The sequence below is a fragment of the Paraburkholderia lacunae genome (genome assembly GCF_003353175.1).
Taxonomy (GTDB): domain Bacteria; phylum Pseudomonadota; class Gammaproteobacteria; order Burkholderiales; family Burkholderiaceae; genus Paraburkholderia; species Paraburkholderia lacunae.
The window spans coordinates 46,675-68,728 of sequence record NZ_QHKS01000028.1; the positions used below are offsets into that span (position 1 = coordinate 46,675).

The 22,054-nt window shown below is 61.4% G+C and carries 19 protein-coding genes; 14 read left to right on the forward strand and 5 right to left on the reverse strand.

What is annotated here, in order from left to right; genetic code table 11:
* Positions 1–35 precede the first annotated feature (35 nt).
* The 4 genes from DLM46_RS31240 to DLM46_RS31250 form a co-directional block, all read right to left on the reverse strand.
* A complete protein-coding gene (locus DLM46_RS31240; RefSeq protein ID WP_115107179.1) occupies positions 36–2,117 on the reverse strand; it encodes a recombinase family protein in 2,082 nt (693 codons plus the stop codon).
* Entirely contained in the window at positions 2,114–2,407 is a 294-nt protein-coding gene (locus DLM46_RS39185) for a hypothetical protein (protein WP_133300398.1), read from the reverse strand. Before DLM46_RS39185 ends, DLM46_RS31240 begins: the two co-directional genes overlap by 4 nt.
* An 11-nt stretch (positions 2,408–2,418) precedes the next feature.
* Positions 2,419–2,880, reverse strand: coding sequence for a helix-turn-helix domain-containing protein (locus tag DLM46_RS31245; RefSeq protein WP_115107181.1), 462 nt, complete (start codon positions 2,878–2,880; stop codon positions 2,419–2,421).
* Positions 2,881–3,089: 209 nt separating this feature from the next.
* Positions 3,090–3,329, reverse strand: coding sequence for a DUF5372 family protein (locus DLM46_RS31250; RefSeq protein WP_165848087.1), 240 nt, complete (start codon positions 3,327–3,329; stop codon positions 3,090–3,092).
* A 32-nt stretch (positions 3,330–3,361) separates the two neighbouring features.
* Here DLM46_RS31250 and DLM46_RS31255 point away from each other — a divergent pair, with 32 nt between their 5' ends.
* Entirely contained in the window at positions 3,362–3,682 is a 321-nt protein-coding gene (locus tag DLM46_RS31255; protein WP_115107186.1) for an integrase core domain-containing protein, read from the forward strand.
* Positions 3,683–3,791: 109 nt separating this feature from the next.
* Positions 3,792–3,893, forward strand: coding sequence for a hypothetical protein (locus DLM46_RS41170; RefSeq protein WP_341868613.1), 102 nt, complete (start codon positions 3,792–3,794; stop codon positions 3,891–3,893).
* A gap of 62 nt (positions 3,894–3,955) precedes the next feature.
* Here the strand turns inward: DLM46_RS41170 and DLM46_RS31260 are convergent, their stop codons facing one another.
* Positions 3,956–4,555, reverse strand: a complete 600-nt coding sequence (locus DLM46_RS31260) for a lytic transglycosylase domain-containing protein (RefSeq protein ID WP_115107188.1) — start codon at positions 4,553–4,555, stop codon at positions 3,956–3,958.
* Positions 4,556–5,966: 1,411 nt separating this feature from the next.
* Between DLM46_RS31260 and DLM46_RS31265 the strand changes: the two genes are divergently transcribed.
* The 12 genes from DLM46_RS31265 to DLM46_RS31320 all read left to right on the forward strand — a co-directional run bounded on the left by DLM46_RS31265 (position 5,967) and on the right by DLM46_RS31320 (position 21,985).
* On the forward strand, positions 5,967–6,800 hold the full coding sequence (locus tag DLM46_RS31265) for a phytanoyl-CoA dioxygenase family protein (protein WP_115107190.1): 834 nt from the start codon (positions 5,967–5,969) through the stop codon (positions 6,798–6,800).
* 17 nt (positions 6,801–6,817) lie between these two features.
* Positions 6,818–7,231, forward strand: a complete 414-nt coding sequence (locus DLM46_RS31270; RefSeq protein ID WP_115107193.1) for a RidA family protein — start codon at positions 6,818–6,820, stop codon at positions 7,229–7,231.
* A gap of 76 nt (positions 7,232–7,307) precedes the next feature.
* Positions 7,308–8,672 (forward strand): DUF1329 domain-containing protein, encoded by a 1,365-nt coding sequence (locus tag DLM46_RS31275; protein WP_115107195.1) that lies wholly within the window; start codon positions 7,308–7,310, stop codon positions 8,670–8,672.
* A 76-nt stretch (positions 8,673–8,748) separates the two neighbouring features.
* A complete protein-coding gene (locus DLM46_RS31280; RefSeq protein ID WP_115107197.1) occupies positions 8,749–10,578 on the forward strand; it encodes a DUF1302 domain-containing protein in 1,830 nt (609 codons plus the stop codon).
* Between the two features lie 45 nt (positions 10,579–10,623).
* Positions 10,624–12,984 (forward strand): efflux RND transporter permease subunit, encoded by a 2,361-nt coding sequence (locus tag DLM46_RS31285; RefSeq protein WP_115107200.1) that lies wholly within the window; start codon positions 10,624–10,626, stop codon positions 12,982–12,984.
* A gap of 33 nt (positions 12,985–13,017) precedes the next feature.
* Positions 13,018–13,983 (forward strand): WD40/YVTN/BNR-like repeat-containing protein, encoded by a 966-nt coding sequence (locus DLM46_RS31290; protein ID WP_115107202.1) that lies wholly within the window; start codon positions 13,018–13,020, stop codon positions 13,981–13,983.
* A gap of 88 nt (positions 13,984–14,071) precedes the next feature.
* Complete coding sequence (locus DLM46_RS31295) at positions 14,072–15,559, forward strand: flavin monoamine oxidase family protein (RefSeq protein WP_115107205.1); 1,488 nt, start codon at positions 14,072–14,074, stop codon at positions 15,557–15,559.
* On the forward strand, positions 15,560–16,240 hold the full coding sequence (locus tag DLM46_RS31300) for a c-type cytochrome (protein ID WP_115107207.1): 681 nt from the start codon (positions 15,560–15,562) through the stop codon (positions 16,238–16,240).
* Between the two features lie 221 nt (positions 16,241–16,461).
* On the forward strand, positions 16,462–17,595 hold the full coding sequence (locus DLM46_RS31305; protein WP_115107210.1) for a saccharopine dehydrogenase family protein: 1,134 nt from the start codon (positions 16,462–16,464) through the stop codon (positions 17,593–17,595).
* A gap of 47 nt (positions 17,596–17,642) precedes the next feature.
* Positions 17,643–19,196 carry a class I adenylate-forming enzyme family protein gene (locus DLM46_RS31310; RefSeq protein WP_115107213.1) on the forward strand — a complete coding sequence of 518 codons (1,554 nt, stop codon included), beginning with the start codon at positions 17,643–17,645 and terminating at the stop codon, positions 19,194–19,196.
* A gap of 25 nt (positions 19,197–19,221) precedes the next feature.
* Positions 19,222–20,463: a thiolase family protein gene (locus tag DLM46_RS31315; protein ID WP_115107215.1), complete on the forward strand. Its 1,242-nt coding sequence runs from the start codon at positions 19,222–19,224 to the stop codon at positions 20,461–20,463.
* A 178-nt stretch (positions 20,464–20,641) separates the two neighbouring features.
* A complete protein-coding gene (locus tag DLM46_RS31320) occupies positions 20,642–21,985 on the forward strand; it encodes an NAD(P)/FAD-dependent oxidoreductase (RefSeq protein ID WP_115107328.1) in 1,344 nt (447 codons plus the stop codon).
* Positions 21,986–22,054: the final 69 nt, after the last annotated feature.

The window sequence follows — 22,054 nt, forward strand, 5'->3', positions numbered from 1 at the left end:
GCCGGCGACTGCTACGACAAGGATTGCGTTTCACACTACACCTCCTTGCGGCGATCAGAAACGACGTCGGGATGGCGACGCCGGCGGGACAGCTTGACGCCCATTGCCTTTCTGGGCGAGTCAGTGCCCGGTGGGTCGTACAGGCACTCGTTCTTGTCGCTGTAGGCGTGGCCGTGGATGAGTCCGCGACGGTTCCATATTTTCACGCTCGTCGGCGTGACGTGCAGCGCGTCGGCCATCTCCTGCAGCGTCAGGAGACCCGCTTCGCGCAACCGATCATAACGTGGCTTCAGACAGTAGTTGCGCTGCAGGCGTGCGACCATTTTTGCATTGAAGGGCCCACCCTTGCCCGACGGGACGCCACGTTCGTTCAGGATATTCGCGATCTGCAGGACAGTATGGTGATTGAGCAGCTCATCAATCTCCTCGATCACCGCGGCGGGTGTGACCCATTGCTGCCATGATTTTAGCGGCAACGGCAGCCTGAGGGTCCGGTGAGCGCCGCCCTTGAAACGGATCTGTGCGGTAACCTGCTGGCCCCGGTTCAGGGTGACGTCTTCCAGAAGCAGCCTGATCATGCGTTTGCGTTCCCGGTCGGGCGTGGCGGGATCACGCCATAGCCGGGGGAAGTTGGACGCCAGCGAGACGATGACGGCGCGCTGCTCGTCCGTCAGAATACGCGCGTCCTGTTCACGGCGACGCTGATATTCCTCGTTAGCCTCAGTCAGCGCTCGCAGCTTATGGTTCCAGTCAGCCTCAAGTGAGTCGGCAACCAGCCGGTTCTCCGGATCGCAGCGCATGTAGCGGCGCTGCGCCAGATCAGCTTCATACTGGGCGCGCTCCACCTGCTTGTGACGCAGACAGTCGGCTTCTTCGATGCGGGACTGGAGTTCGCTCTGAACCGCCAGACTTACCTCAATGGCAAGCGGGTTGAGCGCCTCGACGAGCAGCTCGCCAATGGCCTCGTCGATGGCAGCCCCGTGGATGCGCTGGCAGACCGGTTCGGCCTGCTCAATGCCTTCGCGCTGGCAGATGTACTCGGGACACAGGCAGCCCTGGCGGCTGTGGTAACGAACCGTCATGCGGTTCCCGCATCGACCACAGACCACGACTCCCTGAAGCAGTGCTGGACCCTCACGCGGCGCGCCTCGGCGCCGGTCGGCTCCGATCGCCTGCGCGCTCTCATGCAAACGCTTCTGATTCTGCTCGTACTCTTCCCAGGACAGATAACCGGCATGGGCGCCCGGAATCAACGTATCCCACTGGTCCCGCGGGGCGCGAATCACACGCGTGCGTCCATCGACTGTCTTGCGTGTATGGGTGCGACCATAGACGAATGCGCCGGCATACCGCGGGTTGTGCAGAATGCGCACGACCTGGCTGTGTCCGAGGCTGCCCCACAGCAATTCGCCCTTGTGCGGACCTTTGCAGCACCGTCGCGGAAACGCCAGTTCGAGATGATGCGCGGCGCGCGCGGTAGCCATCGCCGATCCCGTACCCCGGAAGGTATCGAACAGCCACCTTAGGCAGTGCTGGACCTGCTGGTCCGGATCGAGAACGACCGCACCCACCGCGTTGTACACGAAGCCGACGGGCAGGCGCATCTGCAGTTCGCCGCGCCTCGCTTTGCTTAGGATTCCTCCTTGCAGGCGTGCCCGCAGCACATGCAATTCGGCCTCGCTCATGGTGCCCTTGAGCCCCAATAACAGCCGGTCGTTGAAGTGAGCAGGATCGTATACGCCATCCTCGTCAAGTATCAATGTGTCGGTGATTGCGCAGATCTCGAGCAGCCGGTGCCAGTCGGTGGAGTTGCGCGCCAGGCGCGACACCTCCAGGCCGAGCACGATGCCCGCATGGCCCACGCCGACTTCGGCGACCAGACGCTGGAATCCTTCGCGGTCCGCCGATGACGCGCCGGACTGGCCCAGGTCGCTATCGATCACAATAATGCGGTCCTCGGACCACCCCAGGGCGACCGCCCTTTGGCGCAGCGCATATTGGCGCTTGGTGCTCTCGGTGTTCTCGAACACCTGACGCAATGTGGATTGCCGGATATACAGATAGGCGTTGCGCTTCAGATGGCTCGCCTGGACCTTCTGGTGAGGATCGCTCTTCATGCTGCTGCCTCCTGACGCCGGTGTAAAAGCATTGAAGCCAGAATCAACGTCGCCTCCTGATGCAGCGTGAAGGGGACGATCTCTGCCTCACCAGGCGGCGGCTGCCGCCGTACAACCGTGGTCGCGCATAGGGCCCATGCCTGCATCCACGCTCTCATGCCGCTGCGCATCAACAGCGCGAGGCCCTGGCCGCGAGGAATCTCGCACGGCAATCCAAGTGCCTGTTGTCTCAGATCTTCATAACGCGAGAGCAGTCCGTCATTGCACAGCGCACGGTCCGGAGTGGACACGGACGGTTTCGTTACGGTTTTTTTTGGCGCAGGAACTGCCGTTCGATACTGCGCGGATGTACCTGGACGCCGAAGTTCTCGTGCACCAGGCTGGCCAGTCGCTCCGCCCGCACGGCCGGCTCGGCAACCCGCGCCCGGTTCAGAAATTCCATCACCACCGGCGTCAACTTGTGGCCGCTACGCGGCCCGGTCTTCTGCGGAATCAACGCGGCCAGTCCACCCTGTTCGAAAGCCGTCTGAGCCTGATAGAACGACGGTCGGGAGAAGCCGAACGCCCGGGCCGCTTCGCTGATCGGCCGCTTGTCCACGCGTACCGCGCGCAGCATCTCGTACTTGACCTGCAGCAGATCGTGGGGATCGAAGAACTCTCCGTCCCGAAACAGCGGATGCGTCACGGCGTCTGGACGCGGATTGAGGCTCGCCTGCTGCCGCAGCACGCGGTGCTTGTCCTCTTTGCGTCGGTCTGTCGCCATGCATGAACTCCAGGGAAAGCGCCCAAATCAATGTAAATACAATTATGTACCATATTTCTAACGTTACAAGTTAGATGTCTCGGAAACATGCGACAAATCCGCCAAATAAAGGCAATAATGTGGGCAACAAAGGTAGTCGTGGAAGGAGCGTGCCGGCATAGTTAACTTTACATCACCGGCGTATTTTGCTTTACACGCGCTAGCGCTGTTCATGGCTCCAGCGTGGCGATCAAACGCCCCAGTTCAAGCAGTTCTTCCACGCGAAACAAGGCGCGCCCGGCAGCGACCACGTTGAATGGGTCCTCGCCGACGACGCTCGTCCAACTGGCGGGCAGCGCCCGAAATCGGCCATTCGCGTCGTGAAACCAAACCCTGTCCTCATGCCAGTTCTGGGCATGAAGGACCCGTTCGAATTCTTGCAAATGAAGGGGATGGTACGGATGGGTCACCTGAAAACGTCGGCTTCCAGTGTCACTCACGGGTGCAGTTGTCTGCGGACTCCAACGCGATGTGCGAATCCTTCTTTGGCACGCTCGAGGCGGAACTACTCGATCGCGAACACTTTGATACCCACGAACAGGCCAGGCGCCGCATCTTCTGGTATCTGGAAAGCTGGTACAACCTGCGCCGCCTGCACAGCAGCCTGCGCTACCGTTCACCGCTGGAGTTCGAACAGCTGCACGCGCAAACGCAAACCTCGTCGCATCGCGGGTTGCCCACCGACGGGCAGCGTCATGGGCGAGAGAGGCGCCCCGCTGCCCGTCCATGGACAACCCGCTGCTTAACGCTCAATGGAGGCTAAATCACATTCAATTTCTGACTGCAGATCTGTCCGCTGAACCGGGTCAACCTCAAACTGGTATCCGGGCAAGCATGAACTGCACGAGCGGGTGCCGACCTGAAATTACATAATTCTCCATGCTCGCGGACGCATCGCGATCATCGACGACAAGCGTTATGCGCGCAGTGTCATCGATCGGTTGACGCGCGCGCACAAAGCCTCGCAGCCATAACCATGGAACATGGTCGATGCGTCCAGGCACTACCTCACAACCGAATCCAAACAAGGCTGCGTCTACAAACCAAATGCCGTTTTCATCATGCTCAAGCGATCGGCAACCCGTCGTGCATAGCCCTTGGCGCCCCCGCTATAGCGACATAGCGCGCCCTCGAGGTCTCCACCTGACGCCCTTATGTAGTCTCGGAGAATCGCGGACCCGATATGGACGTTGGTGCGCGGGTCGGTCAAATCGGACGTGCGAAGGACACGGTCTCTGTGTTGAGATGGAAGTACTTGCATGAGTCCCTTGGCGCCAACAACACTTATCGCAAATCGGTCGAAACTAGATTCGACTGCGATCACTGCAAGCAATAACAACGGCGAGATTGTGTAACGCCTTGCCGCAGTTAGCACCGCGTGACCGATTCCCAAGGCGTCGTGTAATCCTATATGAAAACGAGAACTCACAACAGCTGCGATTTCCTCTGCTGTGGGTGCTTCCTCTAGCGGCAGGTCGACCGCTTCAGCCGACGTCGGCCAAGCCGGCGCAACGGCGCCATAACACAGCCCCGTTAGCGAGCAGAAAACCACAATAGCCGAGAGGACGATGTCGCGCAGGCGGCGAGCAAGAGTGTGTAGCCACCCAATTGAATCTTCGCTCAGGTTCGTGAACATGGTCTATGTTCCTCAATATTCCATGGTCACGATCGGTTCAATCGGTCTTCCATGGAACGACACGACGACGAATAGATGAAAACAACAAAGTAGAAAATCGAAGTATCGTGTACTGTCCAATTCAGTCTTTAAGAAATTAAACAATCTGCCCAGACCTTCCGCAGCGGAAACAGCAGAGTCGTCAAGCCAGACGCTCGAGCGCCCGATCAATGCAAGCTGCGCACGTTTCGCTCGCAACCAACTCGCGAACGCTGTTGGCATAGCGTTGGTGCGCTGCAGGCACCTGTCCACGCTCTTGCATTCTTCACGTTTGATTTGTTCATCCAGCTCGACCAGCCATGCCCGGGTCGCTCGAAGTCTTTTCGATACCCATCACAATTTTCCTTCAATGCCAACTAATCCTCGACGCTACAGTAAGCATACCGTATTAAAATCTACAGTCCGCCGGTAGACGTTCCTGTTCAGCCATGGCACGAACGTGTATTCGTCGTATGCATTGCTGCCCACATAAATCCAATTGCTGAGAATGCTGGACATCATCGTCTCCTACTTTTTCCACCATTAATGGGCGCCGGTTTTACAACAAAGGCCGCTCCATGCCGGCTTTCATGTCCTCCGATGCCAAGGCGCCGGGCTGCAAACTCGTTCGCCTGCAGCACGTCGCTACCAATAGATAGTACATGATGACTAAGATAGGTAAACATACCAACGACGTCAAGAAAAACTTTGGCGGCGTGTCCACTGGCTTCGCGCCTGAAAAGGCGGTCTCGAGCGCTCAAGCTGCTTGCGGGTGCCGGAACCGCTTCCCGGGAGTTGTCGTGGGGCTGGCAGGCTAGTGCGTAACCATGGGAAGACCGGGAATACCCTCTCTTTTCCTCTTGCACAATGTTTTTCTTTCTGACCTACTTTCGGTACCATTTCCTATTATTATTCTGGAAGCGATTGCAACCGGAGCACACAACGACGTTTCAAGGGTTCAACGATCGATGAAGGCGTGCGAGGCATTCGACGAGGAAGGTGTCGTCTGGCCATGGATCTTCCTGGCGAGCAGTAGCTGGCCCGGCGCCTCCTGATTTACGACCAGAGGATGGAAAAGCTGGACCCATGGCTGCCTGCTTCTTGAAGGCACGGCGCACAAGACTCACGGCCGAAACGCGAATCCGTTCGCGAAGGCCGCCCGGGCGAACTGGTCGGGCAGTCGCGGTTCGACCGGTTGTTCGCTGGTCTGGCAGGATCTGGGGCACGTTTGATACTTCGCCATTGGCCGTAACCCGCAGAACACAGGGAATTCCCTGTCTTTTTTCTTTTTCTTATTTTTGTATTATGACCTAACTTTGGTAGTATTTTCTACGAAGGCGCCGCAGGAAGCGTTTGCAACCGGGTCGCCTGTTGACGATTCAGGAGTTCAGCTATGGATGAAGCCACGCGCAAGGCGTTCGCGGAGGACGGCGCCGTTCTGGTCAAGGGCCTTCTCAGCGAGCAACAGTTGGCCCGGTGCCGACAGGTCTTCGACTGGGGTATAGAGAACCCCGGGCCTATGGCCTGCAGCCTCTTCGACGGCACAGTGCACAAGACGCACAACGACAACGCCAATCCGTATGCGAAGGGGCGTCTGGACGAGCTCGCTGGAGAGCTGCCGTTCGGCCGACTGTTCGCGGATCTCTGGGGCTCAGACAACGTCTGGTATTTCGCGGAGGAACTGTTCCTCAAAAGCGGGGGCAGGAGCGGTCGCTCGCCGTGGCATCAGGACACTTCCTACCTGCCATGGGAGGGCATGCATTTCGGCAATGCCTGGATCAGTTTCGAGGCCGTACCCAAACAGAACGCGCTCGAGATTGTGCGGGGATCGCATCGAGGCCCGCGGCACGACGGCACGACCTTTCAAAATGCTGAAGATCCGACTGATCCTCTGCATGGCGGCGATGTCTGGCCACGCCTGCCGAATATCGAGGCTGAGCGCCGCGTTAGCCCGTCTGCTTACGAAATCATTTCCTGGGCGACAGAGCCCGGCGACGTCCTGCTGCTGCATCCGGGGGTGCTACACGGTGGCGGCGCGGTGGACACCGCGTTTCCGGATCGCCACACGCTCGTGCTGCGCTTCTTCGGCGACGACGCGGTTTTCAGCCCGCTGCCGCAACCGAGCCTCTCGGGCTTCACGCCGGCTGGTGTGTTGTTCGTTGAAGAACTTGCCGCGTTGAGAGAAGGGGATCCGTTTCGCGCACCGTGTTTCCGTCAACTAGTCTGACCAAAGGGGCCACCATCATGACAATGTCCACTACGCGGCAATCAATCATCCCGCCGCCGTTCCAGGCGTTCTACGACGCCTATCATTTCTCACCCGCGACCCGCGTGGGGGACACGATCTGGGTCTCCGGCCAGGTCGGCATCGGTCCGGATATGAAAGCCGGCGAAGGCATGTCGGCGCAGGCCCGTATCGCCTTCGAGTCCCTGAAGGCCGTGCTCGAGACGGCGGGCGCGAGCCTTTCTGATGTGGTGGAGTTGACCACGTTCCATACAGATCTGCGCGGCGAAATCGAGGCCTTTTCGGCGGTCAAGGACACGTACTTCCCGGCGTGCTATCCCTCGTGGACGGCGGTCGGCGTAACACAACTGGCATTACCCGAGTTGTGCATCGAGATTCGGGCGGTGGCCGTGGCAGGGTGCGGCGAGGGCTGAGCGGTTTGGTCTCGATGCGTCAGGATTGAATCTGACACTTCGTACTGCGAATTAGATTGAAATCGAAAGGAGAGTCATGATGAGAAAGCACACTATCGGAGCCTTGTCGGCCATTGCGGCAGCCTTACTGCTCGTGGCCGGGGCCGCCGTTGCCGACGACCTCACGTCGGTAGGCGCGGAGCGCTCGGCCAGCAAGGACGGGCTCGTACCGGCGTTTGCCGGCCGGGAAGCGACGCCGGCCGGCTGGGAGTGGGGCAAGATTCGCGGCGACTTCTGGAAGCACAAGAATGAAAAGCCCCTGTACACGATCGATGCATCGAACGTCGACAAATATGCCGACAAGCTTTCCCCGGGGCTGATCCAGCTCGTCAAGCAACTGAAGGGCTATCGAATGGACGTCTATCCGTCGCATCGCGAGTGCCAGTTGCCAGATTTTGCCGAGCAGAATTCGAAGGCAAATCTCACGACGGCGAAACTCGCTTCGGACGGCGAGACGGTGCAGGCCGCAGTGCTCCCCGGCGTGGCCTTCCCGCAGCCGAAGAACGGCGCCGAAGCGATCCTCAACTACGAGACACGTTATCGCGGCGAGGGCGTCGAGTGGTCGCCGGTTGTCACGTCCATCGCCCCGCGCCCCGGCAGCAGTGACTGGATTGACGCAATCGGTCCCCAGTCGTTCTTTTTCCCGGCGGGCAAGGAAGGCAAGACCACACCGCAGGACGTCGACCAGTTTAACCTCGGCGCGTATTTCTCGGTCGATTCACCGGCTGCGCTGGCCGGGCAAGCCTTCGTGCAGCGTCAGTATTTCGACAAGGATTCTGAGACGTACTACTACTTTCCGGGCCAGCGCCGCGTGAGGCGTATGCCGGCCTATACGCACGATGCACCGCTGATCGGTTTCGAGAATCAGTACCTGATCGACGAATCCAACATGTTCAACGGCTCCATCGACCGCTTCAACTGGAAGCTTGTGGGCAAGAAGGAAATGATCGTTCCGTACGACGATTTCGGCATGTACACCTTCAGGGACAAGCTGCGTGACGTCGCCACGCCCAATGGCATCGCGTCCGACCATCGTCGATACGAGGTGCACCGCGTCTGGGTGGTCGAGGCGACGCTCAAGCCCACGGCACGTCACGTCGCGTCGAAGAAGGTTTTTTACCTGGACGAGGATAGCTGGCTAGCGCTTGTAGGCGAGGACTATGACGCGCAGGGCAAGCTCTGGAAGGTGCGCGAGAGCTATCCGATCCCGGTGTGGGAGCTGGGTGGCGCCTGCGATAACGAGCCGATGGCGCAGTACGACCTCAACAACGGACGCTACGTGTTCGACGCTTCGTCGATTGGCCAGGGCAAGGACCTTCACTGGTACGAGCAGGTCAGCGACCCGCGTTTCAAGACCGATTTCTTCACGGCAGAATCGTTGAGATCGGTGAGCGAGCGCTGAGGTTCGGCGCAGGTGCAGGGGACCGACGCGCGCCGGTGGTGTGTGTCGGCATCGAGGGTGACGGCAGGGGAGACTCATGAAAACGAAGATCATCGGCAGATATGTTGCGGTATCGCTGGCCATGTTCGGAGCGGCAGCGTCGAGCGCGTACGGTTACGAGTTTTCGACAGGAATCAACGATCTCACGGGCTCGTGGGTGACCAACCTGACGGCAGGCGCGGGGATCCGGACCAAGAGCCCGAGTTGCTCGCTTACGGGCGATCCCAATTCCGAGGGTTGCGGCGCGGCGGCCAACACCAATCAATGGGGATTCGGCGACAACGGCGACCTGAATTACCGTAAAGGACAGGCCTTCAGTACCTACGTGAGCGCGACCAGCGAGCTGCTGATGAAGATGCCGAGCGCCGGTCTCAAGTTCATGATCCGCGGCACGGGGATGTACGACTTCCTCGCGAAAGACACGGCGAGAACGCCACTGTCGAGCACTGCATCGGCGCAGGTCGTCTACGATGCGCAACTGCTCGATCTGTGGGGCCAGAAGGATTTCGCGATCGGCGGGCGGTCCGCTCACGTGCGACTGGGCAACCAGGTGATCAACTGGGGCGAGAGCTTGTTCGCACAGGGCGGCATCAATGCCACGAACTCGCTCGATATCCAGAAGCTGCTGGTACCGGGTTCGCAACTCAAGCAGGCGCTACTTCCCGCACCGATGGTGAGCTTCGCCGCCGATCTTTCGCATGGATTCAGCACTGAGGACTACTACCAGTTCAATTGGAACGGCAACCGCTATCCGCCCGTCGGATCTTACTGGTCAACGACGAACAGCCTGGGCCGCGGCACGCAGCCGCTCACGATCAGCACGGCCAACCTCAACGTGGCGGGTCCCAGTGCGGGGACGATTGCCGGTTCGAATAGCGGCAACCAGAATGTGCTCGACGGAATCAACAACGGTCTCGTCAATGGCGCATTCGCCGGGCCGCCCTTCTTCGATATCGGTCTTCCGGTCAACTGGCAGGCGCCGTCGAAGTACAAGCCGCAGTTCGGCTTCAAGTTCAACTACGCGCCGCGCTCCTTCGGTGCGAACTTCGCGTTCTACTACATCAACTATACCGACAAGTCCCCTGTGCTTTCGTCACTGGCCAACGGGACCGAGCAGTGGTCGTATCTGCAGAACCGGCAACTGTTCGGTGTCAGCGCGAATTTCGGGCTGGGCGACTGGGCGATCGGCACGGAGCTGTCGTACCGGCCTCATGACGCCGTGGCGCTGTCGAGCTGCTATGGCGCTGGTGGTGCGCCCGATCTGAACACCAATGGTGTGCCAGGCATCAACTGCCAGCAGTGGGCCGACATGAAGAAGTTTCAGTACGACATCAACGGCATCCTCGCCCTCACGCGCAGCGAGTATCCGTTTCTCAAGCTGATCGGCGCGGATTCGGCGACGCTGAGCGCGGAGCTGACGTGGATCTACTACCCGGGCCTGAGTTCGAGCGGCATCACGCGCACGATCAACGGACAGGGGGTAACGCAGTTGCCGCAGGCGGGCTACCTTCCCTGGCTGAACAACAACTCGAGTCTCGGCTATCCGATCGGGATGGCGCAAGGCACGTCGAGCTCCGTGGGAGCAACCGTTGATTTCAACTGGACCTATGATGGCACGCTGATTCACGGCTGGCAGGTGACGCCGGGTATCACCTTCGCCGATGGACTCTACGGCTATACGCCGACACTCAACGCGAACTATCTGCAGGGCGCGAAGTCGCTGAACCTCTACGTGCTGTTCAACCAGAACCCGACCACCTGGCAGGCGGGCATCAACTACACGCTGTTCTGGGGAGGCCACAACACGGTCGGCCAGCCATATGCGGACAGGAATTTCGTCGGGATGTTCGTCACCCGCAACTTCTGATCGCCCGATGCCGTGGGCCTTTGAATCACCTGAGGGAAGAATGCCGTGTTAAATCGCCTGGTTAATAGTCTGGAAAGGGTGTGCTTCGGCCATCGGATCGCCGTGCTCGTGACAATCGGTGTGTTTACTGCCGTCATGGCCGTGTTCGCGGTGCAGCTGCGCATGGACGCTGGTTTCGAGAAACAGATGCCGATCGGCCACGAGTACATCCAGACCTTCCAGAAGTACCGCTCCGACCTGCTCGGTGCGAACCGGATCACCTTCGTCGTGCGGGCCCGCAAGGGTTCGATCTGGACGAAGGAGGGGCTTACGCGCCTGTACCAGGTAACCCAGGCCGTCACGTATCTGCCGAACGTGGACCGCATCGGCGTGCAGTCGCTCTGGACGCCGAACGCCTACGTGAACGAGATCACCGACGAAGGCTTCCGCGCCGAGCCGATCATCTCCGGCACGATCACGCCTGCCCAGCTCACGCCCGACGTCGTCGCGGCGATCCGCCGCGCGACCACGTTGGGTGGCTACGTCGGCACGCTTGTCTCGCACAACGAGGACAGCGCGATGATCACGGCCGAGCTCAACGAGCGGGATCGCAACGGCAAGGTGCTCGACTACGTGGCATTCAACCATCAGCTCGAAGCGCAGATCCGCAAGCCGTTCGAGGATGCGGGCTATGAAATCCAGATCATCGGCTTCGCCAAGCAGATCGGCGATATCGCCGATGGCGCGACGGCCGTGCTCGGCTTCTGCGGTATCGCGCTCCTGCTCACTGCGCTCGCCGTCTACTGGTATTGCCATTCGGTCCGCTTCACGGTGCTGCTGATTTCGTGCTCGCTGACGTCGCTCGTCTGGCAGTTCGGCACGCTCAGGCTGCTGGGCTTCGGTCTCGATCCGCTCGCCGTGCTGGTCCCGTTCCTGGTGTTTGCGATCGGCGTCTCGCATGGCGTGCAGCAGGTCAACTTCATCGTGCGCGAGATTGCGCACGGCAACAGCTCGTTCGATGCGGCCCGTCACAGCTTCAGCGGTCTTCTGATTCCCGGTGTGCTGGCGCTCGTCACCGCGTTCGTTTCGTTCATCACGCTGCTGCTGATACCGATTCCGATGGTGCGTGAGCTGGCGATCACGGCATCGCTCGGTGTCGGCTACAAGATCGTGACGAACCTCGTGCTGCTGCCCGTCGCGGCTTCGTGCTTCAACTTCACGAAGGCCTATGCCGACAATGCGCTCAAGCGCAGCGAACGGCGCTCATCGTGGCTGCGCGGGCTGGCGCGGATCGCCCAGCCGAGGTATGCGGGTGTCACCGTGGCGTTGGCACTGGCAGTGTTCGCACTCGCTGCATGGCAAAGCCGCGACCGCGTGATTGGCACGCTCCAGCCGGGCGCGCCCGAACTGCGTGCGGACGCGCGGTTCAACCGCGATGCGACCTCGATCGCCAACAACTATGACATCGGTCTCGACTGGCTCACGGTCGCAATCGAGTCTGACGGCAAGGCCTGCGACAACCCGGCCGCCGGACTGTATGAAGACGACCTGACGAGCGCGATGCGCAGCGAGCCGGGCGTCGTGTCGGTGCAGTCGTATTCGGCGATGCTGCGCCGCTACAACCAGGGTTACAACGAAGACTACCCGAGGATGAATGTCGTGCCGATCGACCCTGAAAACTACGGCGCGGTCTCGGTCGACGCCGGCCGGGTAAAGGGATTCATGAAAGGCAACTGCGGGATGACGGCGGTGCACCTGTTTCTGACCGATCACAAGGCCACGACGATCAGCCGGATTCTCGATGACGTGAAGCAGTACCGCGTATCCCACGTCTTTCCTGGTATCAACGTGCGTCTCGCGGCGGGCAATGCGGGCGTGCTTGCCGCCACCAACGAAGAGGTGGCGCGCAGTGAGTTGCCCATGATGCTTTACGTCTACGCGGCCATCCTGATCCTCGTGTTCCTGGCCTACCGCGACTGGCGCGCGATGCTGGCCTGCTGTCTGCCGCTGACGGTTGCCACCTTTATCGGTTACTGGTTCATGAAGGAACTGAAGATCGGCCTGACGGTCGCCACTCTGCCCGTCATGGTGCTGGCCGTCGGTATTGGCGTGGATTACGCGTTCTACATCTACAACCGGCTGCAGATGCATCTGGCTCACGGCCAGAACATCGTGAAGGCGGTTCAGCACGCGATGCTTGAAGTGGGCGTCGCGACGATCTTCACGGCGATCACGCTGGCCATTGGCGTGGCAACGTGGAGTTTCTCGGCGCTGAAGTTCCAGGCGGACATGGGCAAGCTGCTGGCGTTCATGTTCCTCGTGAATCTGCTGATGGCGATGACGGCGCTTCCCGCACTGGCATCTGTACTGGAGCGCTGGTTCCCGCGTCGCAAGCCGGCACGCGCGCCCGGTCTGTTCAGCCACTGATGCCCGCGAGTACCCAATAACCGAGGTCCAGCCATGATCAAGACGCTTGTTGCCTGTACCGCGCTCTGCGCTTCCATCACCGCGTTCGCACAACCCCCGGGAACGGTCGCAACGTGGGCCGCGATGCCGGCTCATTCCTGGACCGCTCCGTCACACATGATGTTGATGGACGCCACGCGCGCCGGCAGACGCATGGTCGCCGTGGGCGAGCACGGCGTGATTCTTCTTTCAGACGATGACGGACACAGCTGGCGGCAGGCGCGTCAGGTGCCGGTGTCGGCGACCCTCTCGGCCGTCACCTTCACCGATGCCAAACACGGCTGGGCGGTCGGCCAATGGGGCGTGATCCTCGCGACCCGAAACGGCGGCGAAACCTGGGAGAAGCAGCGCATCGACATTTCGGTCGACCAGCCCCTGTTTTCCGTACTCTTCACCAATGAGCAGGACGGGATAGCGGTGGGCCTGTGGTCACTGATGCTCACGACCCGTGACGGCGGCAGGACATGGGCCCGAAAGACCTTGCCGAAGCCGCCGGGAGGCGAGAAGGCGGACCGCAATCTGTACCACGTCTTTGCCGACCGCAAGGGCGGGCTTTATATCTCCGCTGAACAGGGGACGGTGCTCAAATCGACCGACGGCGGCGCGAACTGGACCTACCTTCCGACGGGTGGCAAGGGCACGCTGTGGACGGGTGTGGCGCTACCTGACGGGCGGCTCGTCGTTGGTGGCTTGCTCGGCAGTCTGTTCGAAAGCCGCGATGGCGGGGCGACGTGGGCGGCGCTGAACTCGGGCACGAAGAGTTCAATCACCGATCTCGTGGCGACGCGAAGCGGATTCTTGGGTGTCGGACTCGATGGCCTTGTGTTCCGGCAACACAAGGGGAGCGCGTCGTTCGAGGTTCATCAGCGCAACGATCGCGCTACGCTCACCGCCGCATTGATCGATGGCGCCGGCAAACCCGTGTTGTTTTCGCAGGACGGGGTGCTGACGGCCCGTTGAGAAACGCCAGTCGCTACCTTATTAGATCGTTCTCCTTAATAGCTGGGAATAAAGAGGAGAAGCAATGAAACTGAATTGGGCATCAAAGATGGATAGGAAACGTAAGCCGGATACACAGACCCGGCGCCAGCTTCTACGCATCACGGCGATAAGCGCGGCGTCACTCGCGACCGGCGGCGTGTCGCTGGCACAGGCCGCCGCAACGACCGCAACGAAGCCTATGAACGGCGACATTCTGGACGTCGCAATCATCGGCGCGGGTCTTGCTGGATTGACCGCCGGCCGTGACCTCAAACTGGCCGGATGCGATTCGTTCGTCGTGCTCGAGGCGCGCGACCGCGTCGGCGGACGCACGTATAACCATGACCTCGGACACGGCGTCGTTTCCGAAGCCGGAGGGCAGTGGATCGGTCCCGGCCAGACCGCGATCTTCGATCTGGCACGTCAACTCGAGATCGATACGTTTCCGAGCTGGTACGCGGGCAAGACCGTCGTGATGGCGCAGGGCGCTACGGTGGCCCAGGATTTTCAAGGGGGCACTGGGGATGACGACACGATCGGTAACCGGCTTGCCGAACTGTCGCGCGGCGTGCCGTCCGGGGCGCCGTGGAAAGCGCCGCATCTGGCGGAACTGGACAAGCTCTCTTACGGCGAGTGGCTGTTGCAGCAGGGCGTGAAATACGAGGACGGCTACTTTCTCGCGCTAGCCGCGAAGCTGACCACGGGCGGTGCGCCAGCGCAGCTGGGTCTGCTGCACTACCTATCGATGATCAACAGCGCAAGCTGCAACTACACGCAGCTCGAAGCGTTCAAAGGCGGCGCGCAGGAAACGCGCATCGTCGGCGGCTCGCAGCGTCTGAGTATCAAGGTGGCCAATCAACTCGGCGACAAGGTCAGGCTGTCCTCGCCGGTGCGCAAGATCGCCGGCTGGGATCGCGATGTTGTCGAACTGCATACCGATCAGGGCGTGGTCAAGGCGCGCCGCGTGATCGTTGCGATGAACCCTGCCCTGTGCAATCAAGTGGTTTTCGATCCGCCGTTGCCCGGCGGGCGGGCGCAGCTACAGCGGAACTGGCCCACAAACGCCCCCATGCGCAAGACGGTCCACGTCTACGACAAACCGTTCTGGCGCGACGCCGGTTACTGCGGAACGATCTTCCAGGTCGGCGGCCCGGTTTTCATGGCGTACGACAACTCGCCCCCCGATGCGTCGCTCGGCGTGATCGCCGCGTTCGTCGCGCCGGGGATGTTGCCCAACGATCCCACGACGGCGGAAAGAACGCTTTCGGCCACGTTTGCGAAGGCATTCGGCGACCGCGCGCTGCATCCGACGCAATTCCACGACTACGACTGGGGCCGGGTCGATCCATGGACCCTGCATTGCATCAATCCCATGCCACCGGGCTTCTGGTCGAAGTGGGGCAAGTATCTGCATCCCGAAGTGGGCCGCCTGATCTGGTCAGGGACCGAAACCGCCGACATCTGGGCCGGCGCGATGGATGGCGCCGTGCGTTCGGGTCACCGCGCAGCCTTGCAGGCGCTGGCCGGTTTCACTCAACGCGGCGAGGTGGCGTGAATGAAACGGGCATGGATCGTAAGCGCAGTCGTCGTGCTGGCAGGCGTCGTGGGTGTGGGAGCGCTCTACGGGCGCGAATACCTCGACGGCATGCATTTCGAAAAATCGATGAGCGAAATCGACAAGACGGAAGTGGTCAACGGCGGCCCCTGGCCGCAGCCGCAGGAGACCTGTGTCTTCTGCCACGGTGCGCACGGCCAGTCCGTCAACGCCTGGTATCCGGCGCTGTCCGGACAACCCGAGGCTTATCTCGTTGCCCAGTTGCACGCGTTTGCCGGAGGGCAACGACCCAACCCCTACATGGGGGCGATTGCGAGGGGGCTTACGGACGAGCAGATCAAGTCGCTGGCTGCTTATTTCGCGCGGCAGACGCCGTCCCAAAGCGAAGCGGTGCACGCCCAGACAGCGCTCGAAAAGCAGGGCATGGCGCTCGTAGCGGCGAAAAGCTGCCAGGCCTGCCACGGGGCTTCGTTCATGGGCCAGGGTGCCGTGCCGCGTCTGGCAGGCCAGGGCGAAGCTTATCTCGCGACGCAGCTTGCTGCGTTCAAGGCGGGCGAACGTCGTGACCCGAGCGGCGCAATGAACGGGATGGCGGCCGCATTGTCCGGCGAAGACATCCACGCGGTAGCCAGCTACCTCGCGGGCCTGAGGCCTGGGGGCAGCCCCGCAGGCGTGCAATAGCCGCATTGGCGTAGCGCGGCAGGAGTCGGGAAGAGACAGGAAATACCCTGTCTTTTTTAGCTTTACGTATTTGGTATCATGAACTATGTTTTGTATTGTGTTCTATAACATGGGCGTGCATTATCGCAGTATCGTCCGACGGCGGGGTTCGCCAGCCGCCGAAGACAATCCGGGCATTTAGCCGACTCGACATTCGACCAATCAAGTTTCAGGAGACAAGCATGGCAAAGCATTCCGTCGTCGTTTATGGCGCAAGCGGTTATACCGGCATGTTGATCATGGACTGGCTCATCGACCAGGACATTCCCTTTACGGCGGTCGCACGTAATGCGAAGCGCACGCAGGACATGATGGCGCAGCGTGTCGTGCGCCTCGAATCGGCGAACTACGAAGTCATCGAAGCCGAGCACAGCGTGGATTCGCTCGTGAACGCCTTTCGCGGTGCAAAGGTCGTGTGCAACACGGTCGGGCCGTTCTTCAACTTCGGCCTCACCGCTGTGGAAGCGGCGCTCAAGGCTGGCTGCCACTACCTCGACACTACTGGCGAGCAGCACTTTATCCGCCAGGTTCGCGAGCAGTTTGGCGAGCAGTTCCGGCAGGCCGGGCAGCTGGTGTCGCCCTCGAATGCCTACATGTACACGTTCGCCGAAATCGCCGCCGAACTGGCACTCGAAACGCCCGGTATAGACGCGCTGGAGACGGCCACGCTCACGCGCGGCCCGCGCGGCGCCGGCGCTGGTGTGAGCGTGGGCTCCACTGCGACCATCTTCGAAGGCTATCGCCAGGAATCTTCCTATCTGTGGGAAAAGAAGCTGGTGCCGCATGACAGGCACGCTTCGTTCAACATCGCTTCTCCCGATTTCCTTCAGCCCGTGTTTGCTCTGCCGTGGGGCGGTACGTCGCTGCCGGTGTATTTCGAGCACGATGCGCGCGTGCGCAGCTGTATCTCGTGCGTGGGTTTCTACGACAACAACGCGATGCAGATGGTGCATGGACTCGGTCAGAAGTGGGATGCGGAATACGCGCACCTGCCGCGCGAGCAGCAGGACGCGGTGCTCAAGCAGCTTGTCGATTCCGTGACTCCGTCAATGCCACCGCGCGAGCGCACGTCGCTTCATCGCACTGTCGACTTCGCGATCGGCCGCGGTCAACTTGCAGCGGTACGCGCGACCCTGCACGGCATCACGCCGTACATCGCCACCGGAGCCATTCATGCCGCCGGCGTCGCCAAGCTTCTCGACGGCGACACCGCCAAGGTCGGGTTTGCATCCGGCTCGAAGGCTTTCGGGCATCGCTATCTGCTCGGGTTCCTCGAGCAGCGCGGGCTCGCGCGCGCGACCGTCGCTCAGCTGTAAGCGCCGCGAACGAGCAGATTGAGGACAGATTCAGGGAAACATGGGACATGGCAATCATTGACTTCTTCGATCGCGGTTGGCGCATCAACCCCAACGGCATCGCCTACATCCAGGACGAGCGCAGCTATTCGTTCGATGATGTGCACACGCTGTCGTGCCGCATCGCCAACGGGCTGCTTGCCACCGGCTTCGAAAAGGAAGCGAAGGCAGCGGTCTGGGCCGACAACGACGTCACGGCATGGACCTGCACGCTGGGGCTGTGGCGTGCGGGCGTGGTATGGATTCCGGTGAACGGGCGCAGCGCGCCGCAGGAGAACCAGTACCTCCTCGAGGCATTTGATTGCGAAGCGCTGTTCTTCCATCAGGCGTTCGCGCCGGTGATTGAAGCGCTGCGTCCGAGCCTCCCCAAGGTCAGGCTCTGGATCTGTATCGATGCCGACCTGCCATGGGCGCCGTCGCTCGAGACGTGGAGCGCGGCGCAACCGGTGACCGAGCCGCGTGTCGATTACGACATGGACGACATCGTGACACTTTCGGGCACGGGCGGCACGACGGGCTTGCCCAAGGGGGTGATGAACACGCATCGTGCGTTTCAGACCTACTTCGCGCAGTTCATGATGGCGTTTCCGTATGGCGTGGAGCGTCCCGTGAATCTCGCCGCGGCGCCCATGACCCATACCGCGGGGATGCTGTCGCTGCCTTGCACCGCGCGCGGCGGTACGGTGGTCGTGCTGCCGAAGCCGGAGCCGGCACGTCTTCTCGCGGCGATCGCGAAGCATCGGGTCACGGAGTTCTTCCTGCCGCCGACGGTGATCTACCGCCTGCTCGATATCCCCGGCATCGAGAACCAGAATTTCTCGTCGCTCAAGTGCTTTCTGTATGGCGCTGCGCCAATGTCGGTGGAGAAGCTCAAGCGCGCGATCGAGGTGTTCGGTCCGGTCATGGCGGGCGGCTACGGCCAGACGGAAGCCCCTGCGTCGATCTCCTATCTCACGCCGGCCGAGCACTTCGTGGACGGCAAGCTTGCGCCGCAAGAACGACTCTCCTCGGTTGGCCGCCCCAATCCGCTCGTGCGCGTCGAGATCATGAACGATCGCGGCGAGATCCTGCCGCAAGGCGAAACCGGTGAAATCTGCGTGCGCGGCGACCTCGTGATGAAGGGTTACTACAAGGCGCCCGACAAGACAGCGGAGACCGTCGTCGACGGCTGGCTGCACACGGGCGATATCGGTCATCTGGACGCCGAAGGGTATCTGCATATCACTGACCGCAAGAAGGACATGATCATCAGCGGCGGCTTCAACGTCTATCCGAGCGAAGTCGAGCAGGTCATCTGGGCGCATCCAGCAGTGCAGGATTGCGCGGTGATCGGCGTGCCCGACGAAAAGTGGGGTGAGGCTGTGAAGGCGGTGGTGGAGCTCAACGCGGGTCAGAGCGTCAGTGCCGAAGAACTCGTGGCGTTATGCAAGGAGAAGCTCGGCTCGGTCAAGGCACCGAAGAGCGTCGACTTCATCGCGGCACTGCCTCGCAGCACTGCCGGCAAGGTGCTGAAGAAGGATCTACGGGAGCAGTACTGGCAGGGTCAAGCCCGCCGGATCTGAGTCAGCCACGCAGGAATAAAACACCATGAGCGATATTTACATTACCGGCATTGCAATGACCGTGTTCGGCAGGCACTTTGAACGCAGCATTGACGATCTCGCGGGCGAGGCACTGCGCGGAGCGTTGAAGGATGCAGGTTGCGGCGCCGGGGCGATCGGCGCGGCTTTCTATGCCGGCATCACCAACGGGCCGCTGCAGGGCCAGCTGTCAATTCCGGGGCAGGTCGTGTTCAGCAAGATCGGAATTGAGGGCATTCCGCTCTACAACGTGGAAAACGCCTGCGCATCTGGCAGCACAGCGGTGCATCTCGCGGCCCAGTCGCTCAGGTCGGGCGCCTGCGATGTCGCGCTCGCGCTCGGCGCGGAAAAGATGAACGTGCCGGACAAGGCGAAGTCATTCGCCCTGTTCGAGGCGGGCTGGGACGTGTCACGCGTCGACGAGAACTTCGCCAGCCTGATGAAGCTTGGCAACGGCGTCGAGCCACCACCAGGATCGGAGTCCGATCGGCCCTATAGCCGCTTCATGTCGGTCTATGCCGCGCTGTGCCGCTATCACATGAAGACATACGGCACCACGCAACGACAGATCGCCGCCGTGTCGTCGAAGAACCATCTGCATTCGGTGCATAACCCATATTCGCAGTTTCGCCAGGCGTTCACGATCGAGGAGGTCCTGGCGGCGCCACCGATCACCTATCCGATCACGCTGCCCATGTGCGCGCCGGTTTCGGACGGTGCGGCGGCGGCGATCCTGTGTACCGGGGAGGGCTTGCGGCGCATCGGCGCCGACCGCAGCCGCTGCATCCGGGTTGCAGCGAGCGTCGTGCGCAGCTTCACACATCGACGCGTCGACGAGCCGGAGAAGAACATCGGCCGCCTTGCGGCGCTGCAGGCCTACAACCAGGCGAGCCTCGGCCCCGAGGACATGGATGTCGCCGAAGTGCACGACGCGTCGGCGATGGGGGAAATCATCCAGGCCGAAAACCTGCAGCTGGTCTCTCCAGGTCAGGGTGGGCCGGCTGCCGAGCGCGGCGAGTTCACCCTCGGCGGGCGCATTCCCATCAATACATCGGGCGGGCTCGAATCGAAGGGGCATCCGCTGGGTGCCACAGGAATCGGTCAGCTTTACGAACTGGTTGCTCAACTGCGTGGAGAAGCGGGCGCGCGCCAGGTGCCGGGTGCGCACCACGCGATTCAGGAAAACGGCGGCGGCTTTCAGGGCATCGAAGAGGCGGCGCTTGCCGTTCACATTCTGAGCAAGACTTGATGGAGCATGTATGAGCGAGACAACGGAAGCACAAGCAGGACAACAGGACGGCTCGCGTTCCGGAGTGAGCCGCCGCACCTTCATCAAGGGTGCGGCGGCGGCAGCCGTGGTGGTGCCGGCAGTGGCGGCTACGCAATGCTCGCGCGTCGAATCGCCTGGCCCTGTGGAGGAGGCTAAAATGACTGCTGACCTGGAGAAGTACCGTGCGCTCGGCGGTTGGGTAGAAAGACCAGGCGACATGCAGCCCGAACTCGCCGGCGACGTGAGCGCGGATGTGGTCATCGTCGGCGCCGGTTTTGCGGGGCTTTCGGCTGCGCTGGAACTGGTCAGGCACGGAGCGAAAGTGGTCGTGCTCGAGCGCGAATTTGCCGGCTTTGGTGCAAGTGGACGCAACGCGGGCTATCTGGCTGGCGCGCTCGCGCTCGAATATGATCTTTTTCTCAAGAGCGTAGGTAACGAGAAAGGGAAGGAGATCGTCCGCTACTACGAGGACGCCGTTCCCTTCGTGGAGGGGAAGCTCAGAGAGTACGAGATCGACTGCGATTACAACCAGACTGGCATTATCCGTGCGGGCATTGATCCCGCACAAGAAGAGAAGGTGCGCGAGGACATGCGGACCGGCGCCGGGTTGGGCTTTCAGTCGGAGTTTCTCGACCAGGCCGAGATGCGTGCGCGTGGCATTCCGCCGGCGTTTTTATTCGGCAATTACGTGCCGCGCGGCGGCACGCTCCACCCCGGCAAATACGTGATGGGGCTCAGGCGCGCGGCGTTGCGAGCAGGCGTGAAGATCTACGAGAACACGCCGCTGCTGTCTTACACCGAGGGGCCGGTCATCAAGGCGCAAACCCCGCGCGGCAGCGCGAGCGCGCCCGCGCTGATGCTGGCCACCAACGCCTATACGCCACAGCTCGGCCTGCTCGCGGACAAGGTTGTACCGCTACGGGTCTCGGCGATCGAGACCGAACCGCTCTCCGACACCCAGCGCAAGGCGTTGGGTTGGCCGCGACGCGAAGGCATCGTGACGGCACACTGGACCATGGAGAGCCATCGCCTGACCGTCAATAACACGCTCATGGTGACGACGAAGCGTATCCATTACCCATACGGCTCCAAGACGCCGAACGTGCCCGACTATGAATCATATCGCGAGCTGCGCACGGCCCTGCATGACCGCTTCCCGTCCCTCAAGGGCATCGCGCTGCGGGCATGCTGGAGTGGTTATATCAGCCTGGCCAATGACGCGCTGCCGGTTGTCGGAGCCACGGGGGCGCATCGGAACATCTTCTACAGTGCCGGGTGCTCCGGACATGGTGTGGCCGCGCAGTCCATGGTGGGCAACATGATTGCCGGGCGGATTCGTGGCATCGAAAATCCGCTCCTTTCGGCGCTCGATCACAAGACGCCATCGACGCTGCCCGAACCGCTGCGATGGTGCGTCGTGAATGCGGCGTTAGGCGTGGTGAACGCGCTCGACGATCGCGTGAACAGCAAGGCGCGGGCCGCGCAAGCGCCGCGGGCGTAACGGGCATCAAGGTATGGGACGCTTCCGGCGAGCGTGCCTCGACAAAATTGGGGCATTGTGCGAGCGGCT